At 62.7% G+C, this 13,577-nt stretch carries 19 protein-coding genes and 1 tRNA gene; 6 read left to right on the top strand and 14 right to left on the bottom strand.

Going from position 1 to position 13,577, the window contains the following annotated elements; translation table 11 throughout:
- Positions 1–42 precede the first annotated feature (42 nt).
- From ACP153_RS06920 to ACP153_RS06985, 14 genes are all read right to left on the bottom strand, one after another.
- Positions 43–119: transfer RNA gene (locus tag ACP153_RS06920), tRNA-Arg, on the bottom strand.
- A 108-nt stretch (positions 120–227) separates the two neighbouring features.
- A complete protein-coding gene (locus ACP153_RS06925; protein WP_424970248.1) occupies positions 228–1,448 on the bottom strand; it encodes a cysteine desulfurase in 1,221 nt (406 codons plus the stop codon).
- Positions 1,449–2,048, bottom strand: a complete 600-nt coding sequence (locus tag ACP153_RS06930; protein WP_424970249.1) for a YIP1 family protein — start codon at positions 2,046–2,048, stop codon at positions 1,449–1,451.
- 30 nt (positions 2,049–2,078) lie between these two features.
- Positions 2,079–2,576, bottom strand: a complete 498-nt coding sequence (locus ACP153_RS06935) for a Yip1 family protein (protein WP_424970250.1) — start codon at positions 2,574–2,576, stop codon at positions 2,079–2,081.
- Complete coding sequence (locus ACP153_RS06940) at positions 2,576–3,859, bottom strand: SufB/SufD family protein (RefSeq protein ID WP_424970251.1); 1,284 nt, start codon at positions 3,857–3,859, stop codon at positions 2,576–2,578. The genes ACP153_RS06935 and ACP153_RS06940 overlap by 1 nt, the downstream gene beginning before the upstream one ends.
- Positions 3,859–4,614 (bottom strand): Fe-S cluster assembly ATPase SufC, encoded by a 756-nt coding sequence (sufC, locus tag ACP153_RS06945; RefSeq protein WP_424970252.1) that lies wholly within the window; start codon positions 4,612–4,614, stop codon positions 3,859–3,861. Before sufC ends, ACP153_RS06940 begins: the two co-directional genes overlap by 1 nt.
- A 16-nt stretch (positions 4,615–4,630) precedes the next feature.
- Positions 4,631–4,945: a heavy metal-binding domain-containing protein gene (locus ACP153_RS06950; RefSeq protein ID WP_424970253.1), complete on the bottom strand. Its 315-nt coding sequence runs from the start codon at positions 4,943–4,945 to the stop codon at positions 4,631–4,633.
- A complete protein-coding gene (locus tag ACP153_RS06955; RefSeq protein WP_424970254.1) occupies positions 4,942–5,142 on the bottom strand; it encodes a hypothetical protein in 201 nt (66 codons plus the stop codon). Before ACP153_RS06955 ends, ACP153_RS06950 begins: the two co-directional genes overlap by 4 nt.
- A gap of 127 nt (positions 5,143–5,269) precedes the next feature.
- The gene (locus ACP153_RS06960) at positions 5,270–5,470 is read right to left on the bottom strand and encodes a hypothetical protein (RefSeq protein WP_424970255.1); all 201 of its coding nucleotides are present in this window, start codon (positions 5,468–5,470) and stop codon (positions 5,270–5,272) included.
- On the bottom strand, positions 5,467–5,643 hold the full coding sequence (locus tag ACP153_RS06965) for a hypothetical protein (RefSeq protein ID WP_424970256.1): 177 nt from the start codon (positions 5,641–5,643) through the stop codon (positions 5,467–5,469). The genes ACP153_RS06960 and ACP153_RS06965 overlap by 4 nt, the downstream gene beginning before the upstream one ends.
- On the bottom strand, positions 5,640–5,861 hold the full coding sequence (locus ACP153_RS06970; protein ID WP_424970257.1) for a hypothetical protein: 222 nt from the start codon (positions 5,859–5,861) through the stop codon (positions 5,640–5,642). The genes ACP153_RS06965 and ACP153_RS06970 overlap by 4 nt, the downstream gene beginning before the upstream one ends.
- A gap of 27 nt (positions 5,862–5,888) precedes the next feature.
- A complete protein-coding gene (gene sufB, locus ACP153_RS06975; RefSeq protein ID WP_424970258.1) occupies positions 5,889–7,400 on the bottom strand; it encodes a Fe-S cluster assembly protein SufB in 1,512 nt (503 codons plus the stop codon).
- A 46-nt stretch (positions 7,401–7,446) separates the two neighbouring features.
- The gene (locus tag ACP153_RS06980) at positions 7,447–8,493 is read right to left on the bottom strand and encodes a cysteine desulfurase family protein (RefSeq protein ID WP_424970259.1); all 1,047 of its coding nucleotides are present in this window, start codon (positions 8,491–8,493) and stop codon (positions 7,447–7,449) included.
- A gap of 12 nt (positions 8,494–8,505) precedes the next feature.
- Complete coding sequence (locus ACP153_RS06985) at positions 8,506–8,979, bottom strand: Rrf2 family transcriptional regulator (RefSeq protein ID WP_424970260.1); 474 nt, start codon at positions 8,977–8,979, stop codon at positions 8,506–8,508.
- Between the two features lie 176 nt (positions 8,980–9,155).
- Between ACP153_RS06985 and ACP153_RS06990 the strand changes: the two genes are divergently transcribed.
- The 6 genes from ACP153_RS06990 to ACP153_RS07015 all read left to right on the top strand — a co-directional run bounded on the left by ACP153_RS06990 (position 9,156) and on the right by ACP153_RS07015 (position 13,539).
- A complete protein-coding gene (locus ACP153_RS06990; protein WP_424970261.1) occupies positions 9,156–9,809 on the top strand; it encodes an alpha/beta hydrolase in 654 nt (217 codons plus the stop codon).
- A 3-nt stretch (positions 9,810–9,812) separates the two neighbouring features.
- Positions 9,813–10,823 (top strand): glycosyltransferase family 2 protein, encoded by a 1,011-nt coding sequence (locus ACP153_RS06995; protein WP_424970262.1) that lies wholly within the window; start codon positions 9,813–9,815, stop codon positions 10,821–10,823.
- A gap of 35 nt (positions 10,824–10,858) precedes the next feature.
- Positions 10,859–11,086 carry a hypothetical protein gene (locus ACP153_RS07000; RefSeq protein ID WP_424970263.1) on the top strand — a complete coding sequence of 76 codons (228 nt, stop codon included), beginning with the start codon at positions 10,859–10,861 and terminating at the stop codon, positions 11,084–11,086.
- 173 nt (positions 11,087–11,259) lie between these two features.
- Entirely contained in the window at positions 11,260–12,474 is a 1,215-nt protein-coding gene (locus ACP153_RS07005; protein ID WP_424970264.1) for an NADP-dependent isocitrate dehydrogenase, read from the top strand.
- Between the two features lie 86 nt (positions 12,475–12,560).
- A complete protein-coding gene (locus tag ACP153_RS07010) occupies positions 12,561–13,187 on the top strand; it encodes a YitT family protein (RefSeq protein WP_424970265.1) in 627 nt (208 codons plus the stop codon).
- A 22-nt stretch (positions 13,188–13,209) separates the two neighbouring features.
- Positions 13,210–13,539 carry a DMT family transporter gene (locus ACP153_RS07015; protein ID WP_424970266.1) on the top strand — a complete coding sequence of 110 codons (330 nt, stop codon included), beginning with the start codon at positions 13,210–13,212 and terminating at the stop codon, positions 13,537–13,539.
- Positions 13,540–13,577: the final 38 nt, after the last annotated feature.

Consider the following 13,577-nt stretch of genomic DNA (forward strand, 5'->3'; position numbering starts at 1 on the left):
CATTCAAGATGTTAGGGGATATTTGCAGTGGAAATTTGGAGATGGCGCACCTGAGAGGATTCGAACCTCTGGCCTCTGCCTTCGGAGGGCAGCGCTCTATCCAGCTGAGCTACAGGTGCGTTGCGAGCAGTCTATAGTGAAACCCCATGCCTGCCGCAATGGCTATTCGGGCTCTCGGGGCGAGTTCTCTTGCCCCTTCTCATACCCCTGCGCAGAACGCCGTGTCCTCAGCCAAAGAGCTCGTGGCAGAGCTCCAGCGCGTCGACCAGCACATCCACTTCCGCTTCGGTGTTATAGAGCCCGAAGGAGGCACGGCAGGTCGCGGGCACACCCATGTGGTCCATCAAGGGTTGGGCACAATGATGACCCGCGCGCACGGCCACGCCCTTCTTGTCGAGCACCGTCGAGATGTCATGGGCATGGGCCGCCCCTTCCAGCGTGAAAGAGAAGATCGCCGCCTTATCCGCTGTTTGCCCCTGCACATTGAGCCAGTTGAGCCCATCGAGCCGGGTGCGGGCATAGTCACGCAGGCGGTCCTCATGGGCAGCGATATTGCTCATGCCCAGATCCATCATATAGTCGAGCGCCACGCCCAGACCGATCGTCTGCACGATGCCGGGGGTGCCGGCCTCGAACTTCATGGGCGGGTCATTATAGGTCACCACATCGCGCGAGACCTCGCGGATCATGTCGCCACCGCCGATGAAAGGCCGCATCTCGGCCATCCGCTCGGACTTGATGAAGATCGCGCCGGAGCCAGAGGGCCCGTATAGCTTGTGCCCGGTGATCGCGTAGAAATCGCAGCCGATATCATCCACATCCACGGGCATATGCACGGCGGCCTGGCTGCCATCCACCAGCACGGCGACGCCCTTGGCATGGGCGGCCTCGGTGATGGCCTTCACGTCGACCTTGCAGCCCAGAACATTCGAGAGCTGGCTGATCGCCACGAGCTTGGTGCGCGGCCCGATGGCGTCGATCACCTTTTGGGTGTCGAGCGCGCCGGTGCTGTCCACATCGACCCATTTCAGAACCGCGCCCTGCCGTTCGCGCAGGAAGTGCCAGGGCACGATGTTGGCGTGATGCTCCATGATCGACAGGACGATCTCATCGCCGGGCTCAAAGCGCGGCATGGCCCAGCCATAGGCCACGAGATTGATCCCCTCCGTGGTGCCCGAATTCAGCACGATCTGGGTCTCATCGGCGACGTTGAGGAAGCGCGCAACGGTGCCGCGGACGCTCTCATATTTCTCGGTGGCGAGATTGCTCAAGTAATGCAAGCCCCGGTGAACATTGGCGTATTCCTCGGCATAACCCCGCGTGACCGCATCGATCACCACCTGCGGCTTCTGGGCCGAAGCGCCATTGTCCAGATAGACGAGCGGCTTGCCGTTCACCTCGCGCGACAGGATGGGGAACTGTGCGCGGATTGCGTCGACGTCGTACATTCAAAGGCTCCCGGGGAAGGACAGGCCAAGCATGGCCAGAATGAGGCTCATGGCGAAGAGGATCCCGAAGGCGGAGATGATCACGCCCACGAGCACGAGACCCAGCGAGGTGAACCCGTGGATCACAGCGATGAAGTTGACCAGCAGCCAGAGGAAGAGACCAATGCTCAGCAGCCCGATCAGACCGCCCAGCAACGGAAAGAGCAGCAGGGCCACGATCTGCACGACCTGCAGGCTGAGCAGGATGAACTGCAACCATGTGACGAGCGCGAGGGATTCCTCGAAGGATCCGCGCCCGCCGAGCGCGCGCCCGATCACATGGACCGAGGTGATCAGCACGATCAGCAGCGCAAACTGCACGAAGGTTGCGACCAGCGGGCTCATGAGGAAGGGACCGGTCATGGCGCCGTCCTGCAAGCCGCCGCCCATGGCGAACACGCCGAGCTGGCCGGTCAGGACCGAGACCACGACGACAAAGCACAGAAGCTGCGCCAGCACATCCCGCGTCAGCCCCATGGACAGGATCGTGGAGGCCCCTTCCTGCGGAGCCTTGATCGTCTGAACGACAAGGTTCAGGACCGTGTTCGGAGTGAAAGTCATACTGTGCCTCTGGTGCGCGCCGGACATCCTTCAGGCGGGCTGATCCGGGCGGCGCTCAGCCTCCCAGATCCCGCTCATCCAGATGTAGAGGAATGCAAAGAGAAGCAACAGACCCGTGACGTTTTGTGCGGGACCTTGCCCGATAAAACCGGAGACGAGCCCCAGAAGCAGCGCGACAGGCGCGATGGCCAGCAAGCTCCAGAACAGCGCAAGACGCGCGCCATAGAAACTGCCCTTGCCGCCAAAGAGCCGAGCGACCAGATGGGTCAGCGCGCCGATCGCGTAAAAGGCCAGAGGGGCGATGAACATCCAGCCCATGAGCGCCCCGCCAAGACGGGCGTCGAGCGGAATGCTCGGGTCGAGAAAGGCCTCGCGCGACAGGCGCGGCCATTGCGCCACGAAGAACAAGAGGCACGCCACCGTCAGGTAGATCAGCGCGCGCCCCTCGCTTGCGGGGCTGTCCAGTTGGCGCCGCAGAACCTCCCGCGGCGCCCTGTAGGAGCGTAAGATCTCGGTCGAGATGGCCATCAGCGGCGACGGGCCAGCCAGTTTTCGAGACGCTCGATGACTTCCCCGGCGAGATCGTCATCCTCGATCTCTTCGATGGCTTCCGCAAGGAAGGCCAGGGTCATCAGATCCGTGGCCGGGCCTTCGGGGATCCCGCGCGAGCGCAGGTAGAAAAGCCCCTCCTCATCGATCGCGCCGGAAGTCGAACCGTGAGAGCAGGCCACGTCATCGGCATAGATCTCCAGCTCGGGCTTGGCGAGGAACTGGCTGTCATCATCCAGCAGAAGGGACTGGCTGATCTGGTAGCCATCGGTCTTCTGGGCGCCTTCCTTGACGAGGATCTTGCCCTGGAACACGCCGGTCGCGCCGTTGCGCAGAACCTTCTTGAAGACCTGGCGGCTTTCGCAGTTCAGGGCGTCGTGGGTCACGAACACCGTGTCATCATGGTGGAAATCGCCATCGCCAACACAGCAGCCCGCCACATGGGCCACGCCATCATCGCCAGTCAGCTCGATCACCACCTCGTTGCGGGTCAAAACCCCGTTCGCGGTCATGGTGAAGGATTTGAAGACCGATTCCGTGCCCAGACGGGTGAAGATATGGGTCGCGGCCTGACGCTCGTGATCCCGGCCTTGCGTGCGCACATGATGGAACGCGCCGCCATCGGCGATTTCGACTTCCATGCATTTGTTGAACCGCGCGGCGGCCGGCCCGTTCTCAAGCACGGTGACCGAGGCCCCGCTTTCGACCTTGACCACATGGTGCAGGATCGCGTCCGAGGACTCGTCCTCATGCAGATAAATCAGCGAGATCGGCTTGGCGACCATGCCCGTGGCACGGATCAGGATGCCGTCGCTGGCAAAGGCGGTGTTGAGCGCCGCGAGCGGACGCTGCACCGGATCCTGGCCCCGGGTCTCGAGCACGCCATAGACGTCCTTGGCCCAGTGGATATCCGTGGCCTGCGCCTCGGCCAAACGCTCGATCTCGACATTCTCGCCTGCGAGGTCATCCGAGGCGGCGGCATCGAAAACACCATCCACGAAGACCAGCTTGATCCGGTCCAGCGCGTCAAAAATCGGCGTCTCACCGGGCTCGAACAGGGAAGCAGAAGGTGCATCAGCCGAGACCAGACGGGTTGGGTCCGTGTATTTCCAATACTCGTCCCGGCGTCCGGGCAGGCCCATGGCTTCAACCCGGGCCAGAGCGGATTTGCGCGCCTCACTGGCCCAGGCTCCGCCTTCGGGCAGCGTGAGGCCCGCCAGTCGGGCCTCCGTCGCGGTTTGCTTTGCTTGCGGCAGTGCCATTACGCCACCTCGGCCAGCAGATCGGCATAGCCGTTGTTTTCCACCTCAAGCGCGAGCTCGGGGCCGCCGCTCTTGATGATCTTGCCATCGGCCATGATGTGCACGACATCCGGTTTGATGTGGTCCAGCAGGCGCTGGTAGTGGGTGATCACGAGGAAGGAGCGCCCTTCGGAGCGCAGAGCATTCACGCCCTCGGCCACCAGCTTCATCGCGTCCACATCGAGACCGGAATCCGTCTCGTCGAGGATGCACATCTTGGGCTCGAGCATCGCCATCTGCAGGATCTCGTTGCGCTTTTTCTCACCACCGGAGAAGCCCACATTGACCGGGCGCTTGAGCATATCCGCGTCGATCTTGAGGCTCTTGGCCTTGGCGCGCACTTCCTTGAGGAAATCGGCTGCCGACAGCTCTTCTTCGCCGCGGGCCTTGCGCTGCGCGTTCACCGCCGTGCGCAGGAAGGTCATGTTGCCGACACCGGGGATCTCAACCGGGTACTGGAATGCGAGGAAGAGACCCGCCGCAGCACGCTCTTCGGGCTCCAGCTCAAGCACATCCTCACCGGCCAGCGATGCCTCGCCCTCGGTCACCTCATAGCCATCGCGACCCGACAGGACATAGGACAGGGTCGACTTGCCCGACCCGTTCGGCCCCATGATCGCATGGACCTTGCCCGGCTCGACCGTCAGGTCAACACCCTTGAGGATCTGCTTGTCTTCTTCTTCAAGTTTCACGTGCAGGTTTTTGATTTCCAGCATTTTTCTCTATCCCACCTTATCCCAGTGTCACGGCGGTGCCCGATGCTGAGACCATCAGCATGCTGTCACCGACAACTTCATAATCCAGATCGACACCGACGACGGCATTGCCGCCTGCACGGGCCGCGCGCTCTTCCAGCTCGCGCATCGCCACGTCACGGGCGTCCTGCAATTTAGCCTCATAGGCCCCAGAACGCCCGCCGACGATATCGGTGATGCCGGCAAAGAAATCCCGCACCACATTTGCGCCCATGATTGCTTCGCCCACCACGACCCCGTGATATGCGGTTATCTTATGTCCTTCGACCGAGTTCGTGGTGGTGACAATCATGCAGTCGTGTCTTTCTTGTTTGCGTAGTGCATCTCATGGCCGAACCAGACGATGCCGATCAGGCCGCCAGACCAGATGAACTTTTTCAGCGGTCCGAAATTTTCGGTCGACATGCCGAAAACCTGCGGTGCGAAAAAGCACAGAATGAAAAGCAGGACCAAACCTGCGATGTAACCGCCCCGATAAAGCCAGTTCATGGGGATACTCCCTCTCCGTTGGTCGGCGCCGTCCCTGATCGCCGGGTGTTGTGGTGCAAAGGCACCTGTGAACGGCTTCGGTCCGGGGCAGGTCCGAAAGCCAATCCGTCGCGCGCGCCGGGCGCGCTTATTTCCGCATCTCGAGCACCACCTTCGACAGCACCGAGGAAAGCCCGACCGCGAAGGCCGCGGCGACCGCGGCCACAAGGGGGCCACCCGCTTGCCAGAAGGGCGCCGTCACGACCATCAGGCCAAAAGTCATCAGGGCCGTCATAACCGCCCAGGGTCCGCGCGGATGACCCGCGCTCAGGAGCCATTTCCAGTTCATTTCTCGTTCCTCCGGCAGACAAGCTGACCAACGAGGCTGCCCAGAAATCCGGACAAACCCGCCAAAGCCAAGGCCTGCGCCATGCTGAGCGCATCAGTGACCGCATCCACGGTCAGAGCAAAGAGCGCGCAGAACACGCCCGCCACAGAGGCCGTGAGCAAGATCGGCTTCATTCACCCGGCCCCTCAGATTTCGGCGCCGCAGGGAAGACATACTTTCCCGCCGCCCAGCCGATCCCGAGCCCGACGGCCAAGCCCAGCACCGCGCCAATCGGCCCGTAGCCCTCGGAGCCCAGATAGGACAACACGAAAGCCACGGCAAAAACGCCGGGTCCGAACCATTTGGGGCGAGACGACCCGGATCCGGGTCGCTGGTCAGGCTGCTCTGTCATTGGCTCTGTCCGGTCGCTTGGCGGGCCTTAGCCCACCGATCCTTCAAGCGAGATCGCAACCAGCTGCTGGGCTTCCATGGCGAACTCCATGGGCAGCGCCTGCAGCACGTCCTTGCAGAACCCGTTGACGACAAGGGCGACGGCCTCTTCCTCATCCATGCCGCGCTGGCGGCAGTAGAAGAGCTGATCGTCATCCACCTTCGAGGTTGTGGCCTCATGTTCGACCCGGCTCGAGTTGTTCTTCACCTCGATATAAGGCACCGTGTGGGCCCCGCATTTATCGCCGATCAGAAGGCTGTCGCACTGGGTATAGTTCCGGCCGTTCTTGGCCTTCGGGTGCATCGAGACGAGCCCGCGATAGGTGTTCTGAGCCTTGCCCGCGCTGATCCCCTTGGAGACGATGCGCGACTTGGTGTTCTTGCCCAGATGGACCATCTTGGTGCCGGTATCGGCCTGCTGCATGTTGTTGGCGATGGCGATCGAGTAGAACTCGCCTTGGGTGTCATCGCCGCGCAGGATGCAGGACGGATATTTCCAGGTCACCGCAGAGCCGGTCTCGACCTGGGTCCACATCACCTTGGAGCGGTCCCCCCGGCAATCGGCGCGCTTGGTCACGAAGTTATAGATGCCGCCCTTGCCCTCTTCGTCGCCCGGATACCAGTTCTGGACGGTGGAGTACTTCACCTCGGCGTCCTCAAGCAGCACGATCTCGACCACAGCCGCGTGCAGCTGGGCGATGTCGCGCTGGGGCGCGGTGCAGCCCTCGAGATAGGACACGTAAGAGCCCTTGTCCGCGATGATCAGCGTGCGCTCGAACTGGCCGGTATTTTCCGCGTTGATGCGGAAATAGGTGCTCAGCTCCATGGGGCATTTCACGCCCGGCGGCACATAGACAAACGAGCCGTCCGAGAAGACCGCCGAATTCAGCGTCGCGTAGTAGTTGTCCGAGACCGGCACGACCGAGCCCAGATACTTCTTCACCAGCTCCGGATGCTCCTTGATCGCCTCGGAGATCGAACAGAAGATCACGCCCGCTTTCTTCAGCTCTTCCTGAAAGGTCGTGCCCACGGAAACGCTGTCAAAGACCGCGTCCACGGCAACCTTGCGCTCCTCTTCCGGCACCTCGACCCCGGCCAGCAGGGCCTGTTCCTTGAGCGGAATGCCGAGCTTGTTATAGGTCTCGAGCAGCTTGGGATCGACCTCATCCAGAGACTTGGGCTTTTCAACCATGCTCTTGGGTCGGGCGTAGTAATACTGATCCTGGAAGTCGATTTCCGGATAATCGACCATCGCCCATTTCGGCTCGCTCAGCTCTTTCCAGCGCGCATAGGCGGCCAGACGCCACTCGGTCATCCATTCCGGCTCGTCATTCTTCTCCGAGATGAGACGCACGATGTCCTCGCTGAGGCCCTTCGGCGCGTATTCCATCTCGATCTCGGTTTCCCAGCCGTACTTGTAGCGTTCGCCGACCGACTGCACTGCCTCGACCGTTTCCCGGTCCACGCCTTCACGGACTTCAACTTCTGTCAGTGCGTTCATCTGGTCATCCTCTTCAGCCCCGCGGGGCGGTTATCTGTCGAACCGGTCACGCCGCGCGGGCCATATGCCGGTTTCTTGCTTTCAGCCACGCCTCGGAGAAGCGCAGCACATCCTCTTCTGTCGTCTCGAGCCCGATGGACACGCGCAAGGCGCAGGCCGCATCGCTCTCGTCGAACCCCATGGCGCGCAAAACCCGGCTGGGTTTCACCTTGCCGCTGGAGCAAGCGGACCCCGCGCTGACGGCAAAACCGGCCAGATCCATCTGCATCACCTGGGTCTCGCCTTTCCATCCGGGTGTCACGGCGCAGACGGTGTTGGCGAGTCGCGCAGCTTCTTTCCCGACAAAAATAGTCTCCGATGCGCCGGAGTGAAGACTTATTTCTAGAATATTTCTAATTTCCGCAACCCGATCCCAACGCCCATCCGCCAGATCGCGCTGTGCCGCGGTCGCGGCAGCCGCAAACCCCGCAATTCCAATGATATTTTCCGTCCCCGAGCGCCAGCCCATCTCCTGCCCGCCGCCCTTGATTTGGGCGGCGAGATCCGTGCCGCGCCGCATCACGAGCGCGCCGACCCCCTTGGGGCCACCGATCTTGTGGGCCGAGACCAGCCCGACCCGCGCGCCAAGCCAGGAAAAAGCCAGGGGCATTTTCCCAAAACTCTGGGTCAGATCGGCCAGCGCGAGCCCCTCTGGCAGGACCTGCAGGACCCCCGTTTCCGAATTCGCCGATTGCAGCGCCGTGTGCTCGGGCGCGTCGACGGTCACCGCACCGCGCCCATCCACGGGCAGATCGCTCTGACACCAGGCGGTGATCGCATCATGCTCCACTTCGGCGCAGTGCAAATCCTGCCCCGCGCAGGCCAAAGCCGCGCCCTCGGTCGCGCCGGAGACAAAGACCAGATCGCAATCCTCGGCCCCAAGCGCCGTCAGGATCTCGGCCCGCGCCCGCTCCATCAGACCCTTGGCGGCCCGCCCCTCCGCATGGACGGAGGACGGATTGCCCACCAGATCCATGGCCGCGCCCATGGCGGCCCGCGCCTCGGGGCGCAGGGGAGCGGTCGCGTTATGGTCGAGATAAACCCGGTCAGCCACGCAAACGCCCTCTCACGACACGGTCTCGCCTTCATCCACGACGGTGAAAAGGGTAGGCACGGCCGGGCACGGGGTCAGCTGGTTCGCCACCACATCCGACAGGCGCGTCTGATGCAGGAACACATAGACATGGGCACTCAGGCCTTCCCAGAGCCGGTTCGTCATGGATTGCGCGCGGGAGCCCGATTTCGCCCCCGACGCCCCGGCCCCGGTATGCATAGCGCTCACGGTTTCATCCACGGCCTGCAGCACATCCGCCACACGGATCGCATCCGGCGACCGCGCCAGACGGTAGCCGCCGCCCGGCCCGCGCACGGAGCTCACCAGCTCCGCCCGGCGCAGCTTGACGAAAAGCTGTTCGAGATAGGTCAGCGAGATGTTCTGCCGCTCCGAGATCTCAGAGAGCGTCACCAGCTTGTTCTCGGGCGCTTCGGCCAGATCGGCCATCGCGACCATGGCATATCGGCCCTTGGTGCTCAGTTTCACGGATCTCGCGCCCCCCGATGGCCCCAGTGCACATTGACCTGCGCGCCGGCTTTCCTTAATTGCACAGAACCAGTGTGCACACATTTGGTTTAGAATGGTTCTAGAATGCCCGAGCGAAGTCGTCAAGTTCATGGCGGCGCGGCCCGGGCCCTGAGGCGGCGAGAGGACAGGCACGAATGCCCGAAGTGATTTTTCCGGGGCCCGAAGGGCGACTGGAAGGCCGATATCATCCGCAAAAGGAAAAAGACGCACCCATCGCAATTGTTCTGCATCCGCACCCGCAATTTGGCGGGACGATGAACAATCGCGTGGTCTACAACCTGCATTACGCGTTCTACAACATGGGCTTCACCGTGCTGCGGTTCAATTTCCGCGGTGTGGGGCGCAGTCAGGGCGAGTATGATCAGGGTGTGGGCGAGCTCTCCGATGCGGCCAGCGCGCTCGATTACCTGCAATCGATGAACCCGAACTCCAAGCATTGCTGGGTCGCGGGCTTCTCCTTTGGCGCCTGGATCGGGATGCAGCTTCTGATGCGGCGGCCCGAGATCACCGGGTTCATCTCCGTTGCCCCGCCCGCCAACACCTATGATTTCAGCTTCCTGGCGCCCTGCCCCTCCTCCGGCCTGATCATCAACGGCTCGGCGGACCGCGTGGCAGCACCCGCCGATACGGTTTCGCTGGTGAACAAGCTCCATGAGCAAAAGGGCATCACCATCACCCATGAGGAAGTCCCCGAGGCGGGCCACTTCTTTGAGGATCCGCATATGGAGACCATGATCGATACGGTCGATGGCTATGTGCGGCGGCGTCTGACCGAAACCACCCGCTAAATCGTGCCCGCGACCGTCGCATTGCTGGTGGTCGCGAGCAACGAGGGCGCCTATCTTGCCGAATTCCTGCATCACCATCTGGCGATGGGCTTTGCACCCATTGTCGTGGTGACGAATAACTGCACTGACAGCACGGTCGCCGTGACCGAGGCTGTGATGCGTGCCGACCCCCGGATCCGGCGCTATGACGGCGACTGGATCTGGCAGCAGCATCCGCCCAAAGACTTCCAGATGGTCGCCTATCGCGCCGCGCTGGAGACGATCCGGGCGGAGCTTGGGCCCGGCGACTACCTTGCGCTCCTCGATGTAGATGAGTTCTGGGCCCCGCTCGATGGGACAGAGACTGTGCAAGCGCATCTGGCCGCACTGGATCATCCGGATGTGGTGGTGGCGAGCTGGTTTGTGCCAGATGCGGATCAGACGCTCTTCGCCCCGCCCCTGAAGCCGACCCTCTCCGGGCGCCTCATGCGGCAGGTGAAGTCGATTTGGCGCGCGGATCTGGAGCTCGACCGGTTCAACCCGCATTTCGCCTGGGCCAAGGGTGAGAGCCGCACGGTCTTTCTCGCCGGCGTCCCGCTGGATCCCGGCACCTCCCGCCTCGCAGACAGCCCCAGCGCCCCCGGGGACGCGGTGATTGTCCATCACATGTTCCGCAGCCGGGTCGAATATCTCGCCTTCCTGCGCCGGGGCAATCCGACCGAAGATGGCGCGTTCAAGACCAACCGGCACGGCTACGATGTGCTGCCCCGGAGCCTGAACCGCTGCGAGATCGACATCGCCCCGGGTTTGGTCGCCCGACAGGACGGGCTCGCGGGGTTCCTAACAAAAACAGGGAGCGCCGAGGCCACCCGCGCGGGCAAGCGTCAGACCCTCGCCCGAGCGGTCGAGGGCGGCAAGGCCTATCTCGCCCTGCCCCGCGCCGATCGAGAGGCCTTCAAGGCGCCCTTTCGCAACCTACCTGTCCGGCGGACGATCTGGCGGGCGGGAAAGGGTCTGAAAACCTTTCGGGACTAACCTGCGCGGAGTTTCTTCCCACAGGACCCCGTCTCATGAGCCAGATCATCGAAAGCTTGGCCGACGCGCTCGCCCGCGACACGCTCGAGGCGGCCGCGCAGCTGGGCGATGACCAGCTGATTACTGAGGTGGGAAAGCAATTGGGCGCGAGTTCCTCCACCATGGAAGAGGCCTATCAAACCTATATCCGCGTCCGGCAGGCGGAGGCGCGGGCGCGCAGGTTCCTCGAGTCTCACCTACCCGGCCATTCGGGCGGTGGCTGAGCCCGAAGGTCCGCCATCTGCCCGCATCCAAGGCGGGATGCACAGGCATGCCGCACTGCATTCGCCCGCCTGACGCAGGGTGTCGCAGGTGAGCGCGCAACACTTGTATACCATCGCATACAATGCAATGAGCAGCGCAGCGCCAGTGCCCAATTCCTGCCAGCGAGGCCCCCATGACCAAAATCAAAGTCGAAAACCCGATCGTCGAAATGGATGGCGACGAGATGACCCGGATCATCTGGGATTTCATCAAGACCAAGCTGATCCTGCCCTATCTGGACGTGGATCTGCTCTACTACGATCTCGGCATCGAGGAGCGGGACCGCACCGAAGACCAAATCACCATCGACGCCGCGGAAAAGACCAAGGAGGTCGGCGTCGCGGTCAAATGCGCCACGATCACGCCGGATGAGGCGCGGGTCGAGGAATTCGGCCTGAAACAGATGTGGCGCAGCCCCAATGGCACGATCCGCAACATCCTGGGCGGCGTGGTTTTCCGCCAGCCGATCATCTGCCGCAACGTGCCGCGCCTTGTACCCGGCTGGACACAGCCCATCGTGATCGGGCGCCACGCTTTTGGTGACCAGTACAAGGCCACGGATATGAAGTTCCCCGGGCCGGGCAAGCTGACCATGAAATTCGTCGGCGAGGACGGGACCGTGGATGAGCGGGAGGTGTTCGACGCCCCCTCCGCCGGGGTGTTCATGGGGATGTATAACCTCGACGCCTCAATCATCGATTTCGCCAGGGCGTCGCTGAATTACGGGCTCAAGCTCGGCTGGCCGGTCTACCTCTCCACCAAAAACACCATTCTGAAACAATATGATGGCCGCTTTCTTGAGCTCTTCCAGAAGGTCTATGAAGAAGAGTTCGAAGCAGCGTTCAAGGAGGCGGGCATCTGGTACGAGCACCGCCTGATCGACGACATGGTCGCCTGCGCGATGAAGTGGAATGGCGGCTTTGTCTGGGCCTGCAAGAACTACGATGGGGATGTGCAGTCGGACACTGTGGCCCAGGGGTTCGGCTCCCTCGGGCTGATGACCTCGCAGCTCATGACCCCCGACGGCAAGATCGTGGAGGCCGAGGCCGCCCATGGCACCGTCACCCGGCACTACCGCCAGCATCAGGAGGGCAAGGAGACCTCGACCAACTCCATCGCCTCGATCTACGCCTGGACCGGCGGGTTGAAGCACCGCGCCAAGCTCGACGACAACGCCGCCCTGACGAATTTCGCCGAAACGCTGGAGCGGGTGATCGTCGAAACCGTCGAGGCGGGCCACATGACCAAAGACCTCGCGCTGTTGGTGGGGCCGGACCAGAAATGGCTGACCACCATGGGCTTCCTCAACGTGCTTGATGAACGTTTGAACGCAGCGCTCGCCGGATAGGCAAGCGCCTCGCGCCAGCGGAGAAACCCGGGCTGGGGCAGCTTTTTCGGCTGGCCCGGCCCCTGCCCCGCGCGGTAGCAAGAGCCATGCCCGCGCCCCTGCCCATTCCCCGCCCCGAAGACCTCGAACACACGCCGCTGGATGACGCCCAGGGCCTCTCGCTCGGCGTGTTGCTCTGCGCGGTGGGACTGACCTTTCTCAGCCATCTGGGGCTGGTGACAGGCCAGACCGCAGGGCTTGCGCTGATCCTCTCCTATGTCACGGGCCTGTCCTTCGGGGCGGTGTTCTTCGTGGTCAACCTGCCCTTCTACTGGGTCGCCTATCGCAAGCTCGGGCTCGAATTCACGCTGAAGTCCATCGGCTGCGTCACGGCCCTGTCGCTCTCGACCGAGATCCTGCCCCTGGGCTTTCGGATCGAGACGCTCAATCCCGCCCTCGGCGCGGTAATCTTCGGCGCGGCCACCGGGCTTGGCCTGCTCGCGGTCTTTCGCCATGGCGGCAGCCTCGGCGGGCTTGGGGTCATCGCGCTGATCGTGCAGGACAAGACCGGGTTCAAGGCGGGCTATGTTCAGATCCTCTTCGATCTGGTGCTCTTTGCCGTCGCAGCTCTGCTCTTCCCGCTCTCCATCGTGGCCTATTCCCTGCTCGGCGCACTGGTGCTCAACGGCGTGATCGCGTTCAATCACAACAAACGCCGCTATATCGCCACCTGACCGCGCCAGCACGGAGAGCCTGATGCATTACGTCATCCTGATCGGAGCCATCATCGCCGAGGTGGTCGCCACCTCCGCCCTGCAGGCCAGCCAGCAATTCACCCGGATCGGCCCATCGATCACTGTGGTCATCGGCTATGGGATCAGCTTTTACCTCTTGTCCCTGACGCTCAAGGTCATGCCGCTCGGGATCGTTTACGCGGTCTGGTCGGGCATGGGGCTGATGCTGGTGGCGGGGATCGGCTGGCTGATCTTTGGACAAAGGCTCGATCTGCCCGCGATCCTCGGGCTGATCCTGATCCTCGCGGGGATCCTGATCATCAACCTCTTTTCCGAAACCGCCACGCACTAGGCCCGCGCGCTAAGCGCTTGACGCCTCGGGCGCTTTGC

The organism is Dinoroseobacter sp. S76 (assembly GCF_049801095.1).
Classification (GTDB): domain Bacteria; phylum Pseudomonadota; class Alphaproteobacteria; order Rhodobacterales; family Rhodobacteraceae; genus Dinoroseobacter.

What these genes read in the sequence shown, in the direction of transcription:
- ACP153_RS06925 (WP_424970248.1), bottom strand. Translation starts at nt 1,448, where the DNA reads ATGTACGACGTCGACGCAATCCGCGCACAGTTCCCCATCCTGTCGCGC.
- ACP153_RS06930 (WP_424970249.1), bottom strand. Translation starts at nt 2,048, where the DNA reads ATGACTTTCACTCCGAACACGGTCCTGAACCTTGTCGTTCAGACGATC.
- ACP153_RS06935 (WP_424970250.1), bottom strand. Translation starts at nt 2,576, where the DNA reads ATGGCCATCTCGACCGAGATCTTACGCTCCTACAGGGCGCCGCGGGAG.
- ACP153_RS06940 (WP_424970251.1), bottom strand. Translation starts at nt 3,859, where the DNA reads ATGGCACTGCCGCAAGCAAAGCAAACCGCGACGGAGGCCCGACTGGCG.
- sufC (WP_424970252.1), bottom strand. Translation starts at nt 4,614, where the DNA reads ATGCTGGAAATCAAAAACCTGCACGTGAAACTTGAAGAAGAAGACAAG.
- ACP153_RS06950 (WP_424970253.1), bottom strand. Translation starts at nt 4,945, where the DNA reads ATGATTGTCACCACCACGAACTCGGTCGAAGGACATAAGATAACCGCA.
- ACP153_RS06955 (WP_424970254.1), bottom strand. Translation starts at nt 5,142, where the DNA reads ATGAACTGGCTTTATCGGGGCGGTTACATCGCAGGTTTGGTCCTGCTT.
- ACP153_RS06960 (WP_424970255.1), bottom strand. Translation starts at nt 5,470, where the DNA reads ATGAACTGGAAATGGCTCCTGAGCGCGGGTCATCCGCGCGGACCCTGG.
- ACP153_RS06965 (WP_424970256.1), bottom strand. Translation starts at nt 5,643, where the DNA reads ATGAAGCCGATCTTGCTCACGGCCTCTGTGGCGGGCGTGTTCTGCGCG.
- ACP153_RS06970 (WP_424970257.1), bottom strand. Translation starts at nt 5,861, where the DNA reads ATGACAGAGCAGCCTGACCAGCGACCCGGATCCGGGTCGTCTCGCCCC.
- sufB (WP_424970258.1), bottom strand. Translation starts at nt 7,400, where the DNA reads ATGAACGCACTGACAGAAGTTGAAGTCCGTGAAGGCGTGGACCGGGAA.
- ACP153_RS06990 (WP_424970261.1), top strand. Translation starts at nt 9,156, where the DNA reads ATGCCCGAAGTGATTTTTCCGGGGCCCGAAGGGCGACTGGAAGGCCGA.
- ACP153_RS07000 (WP_424970263.1), top strand. Translation starts at nt 10,859, where the DNA reads ATGAGCCAGATCATCGAAAGCTTGGCCGACGCGCTCGCCCGCGACACG.
- ACP153_RS07005 (WP_424970264.1), top strand. Translation starts at nt 11,260, where the DNA reads ATGACCAAAATCAAAGTCGAAAACCCGATCGTCGAAATGGATGGCGAC.
- ACP153_RS07010 (WP_424970265.1), top strand. Translation starts at nt 12,561, where the DNA reads ATGCCCGCGCCCCTGCCCATTCCCCGCCCCGAAGACCTCGAACACACG.
- ACP153_RS07015 (WP_424970266.1), top strand. Translation starts at nt 13,210, where the DNA reads ATGCATTACGTCATCCTGATCGGAGCCATCATCGCCGAGGTGGTCGCC.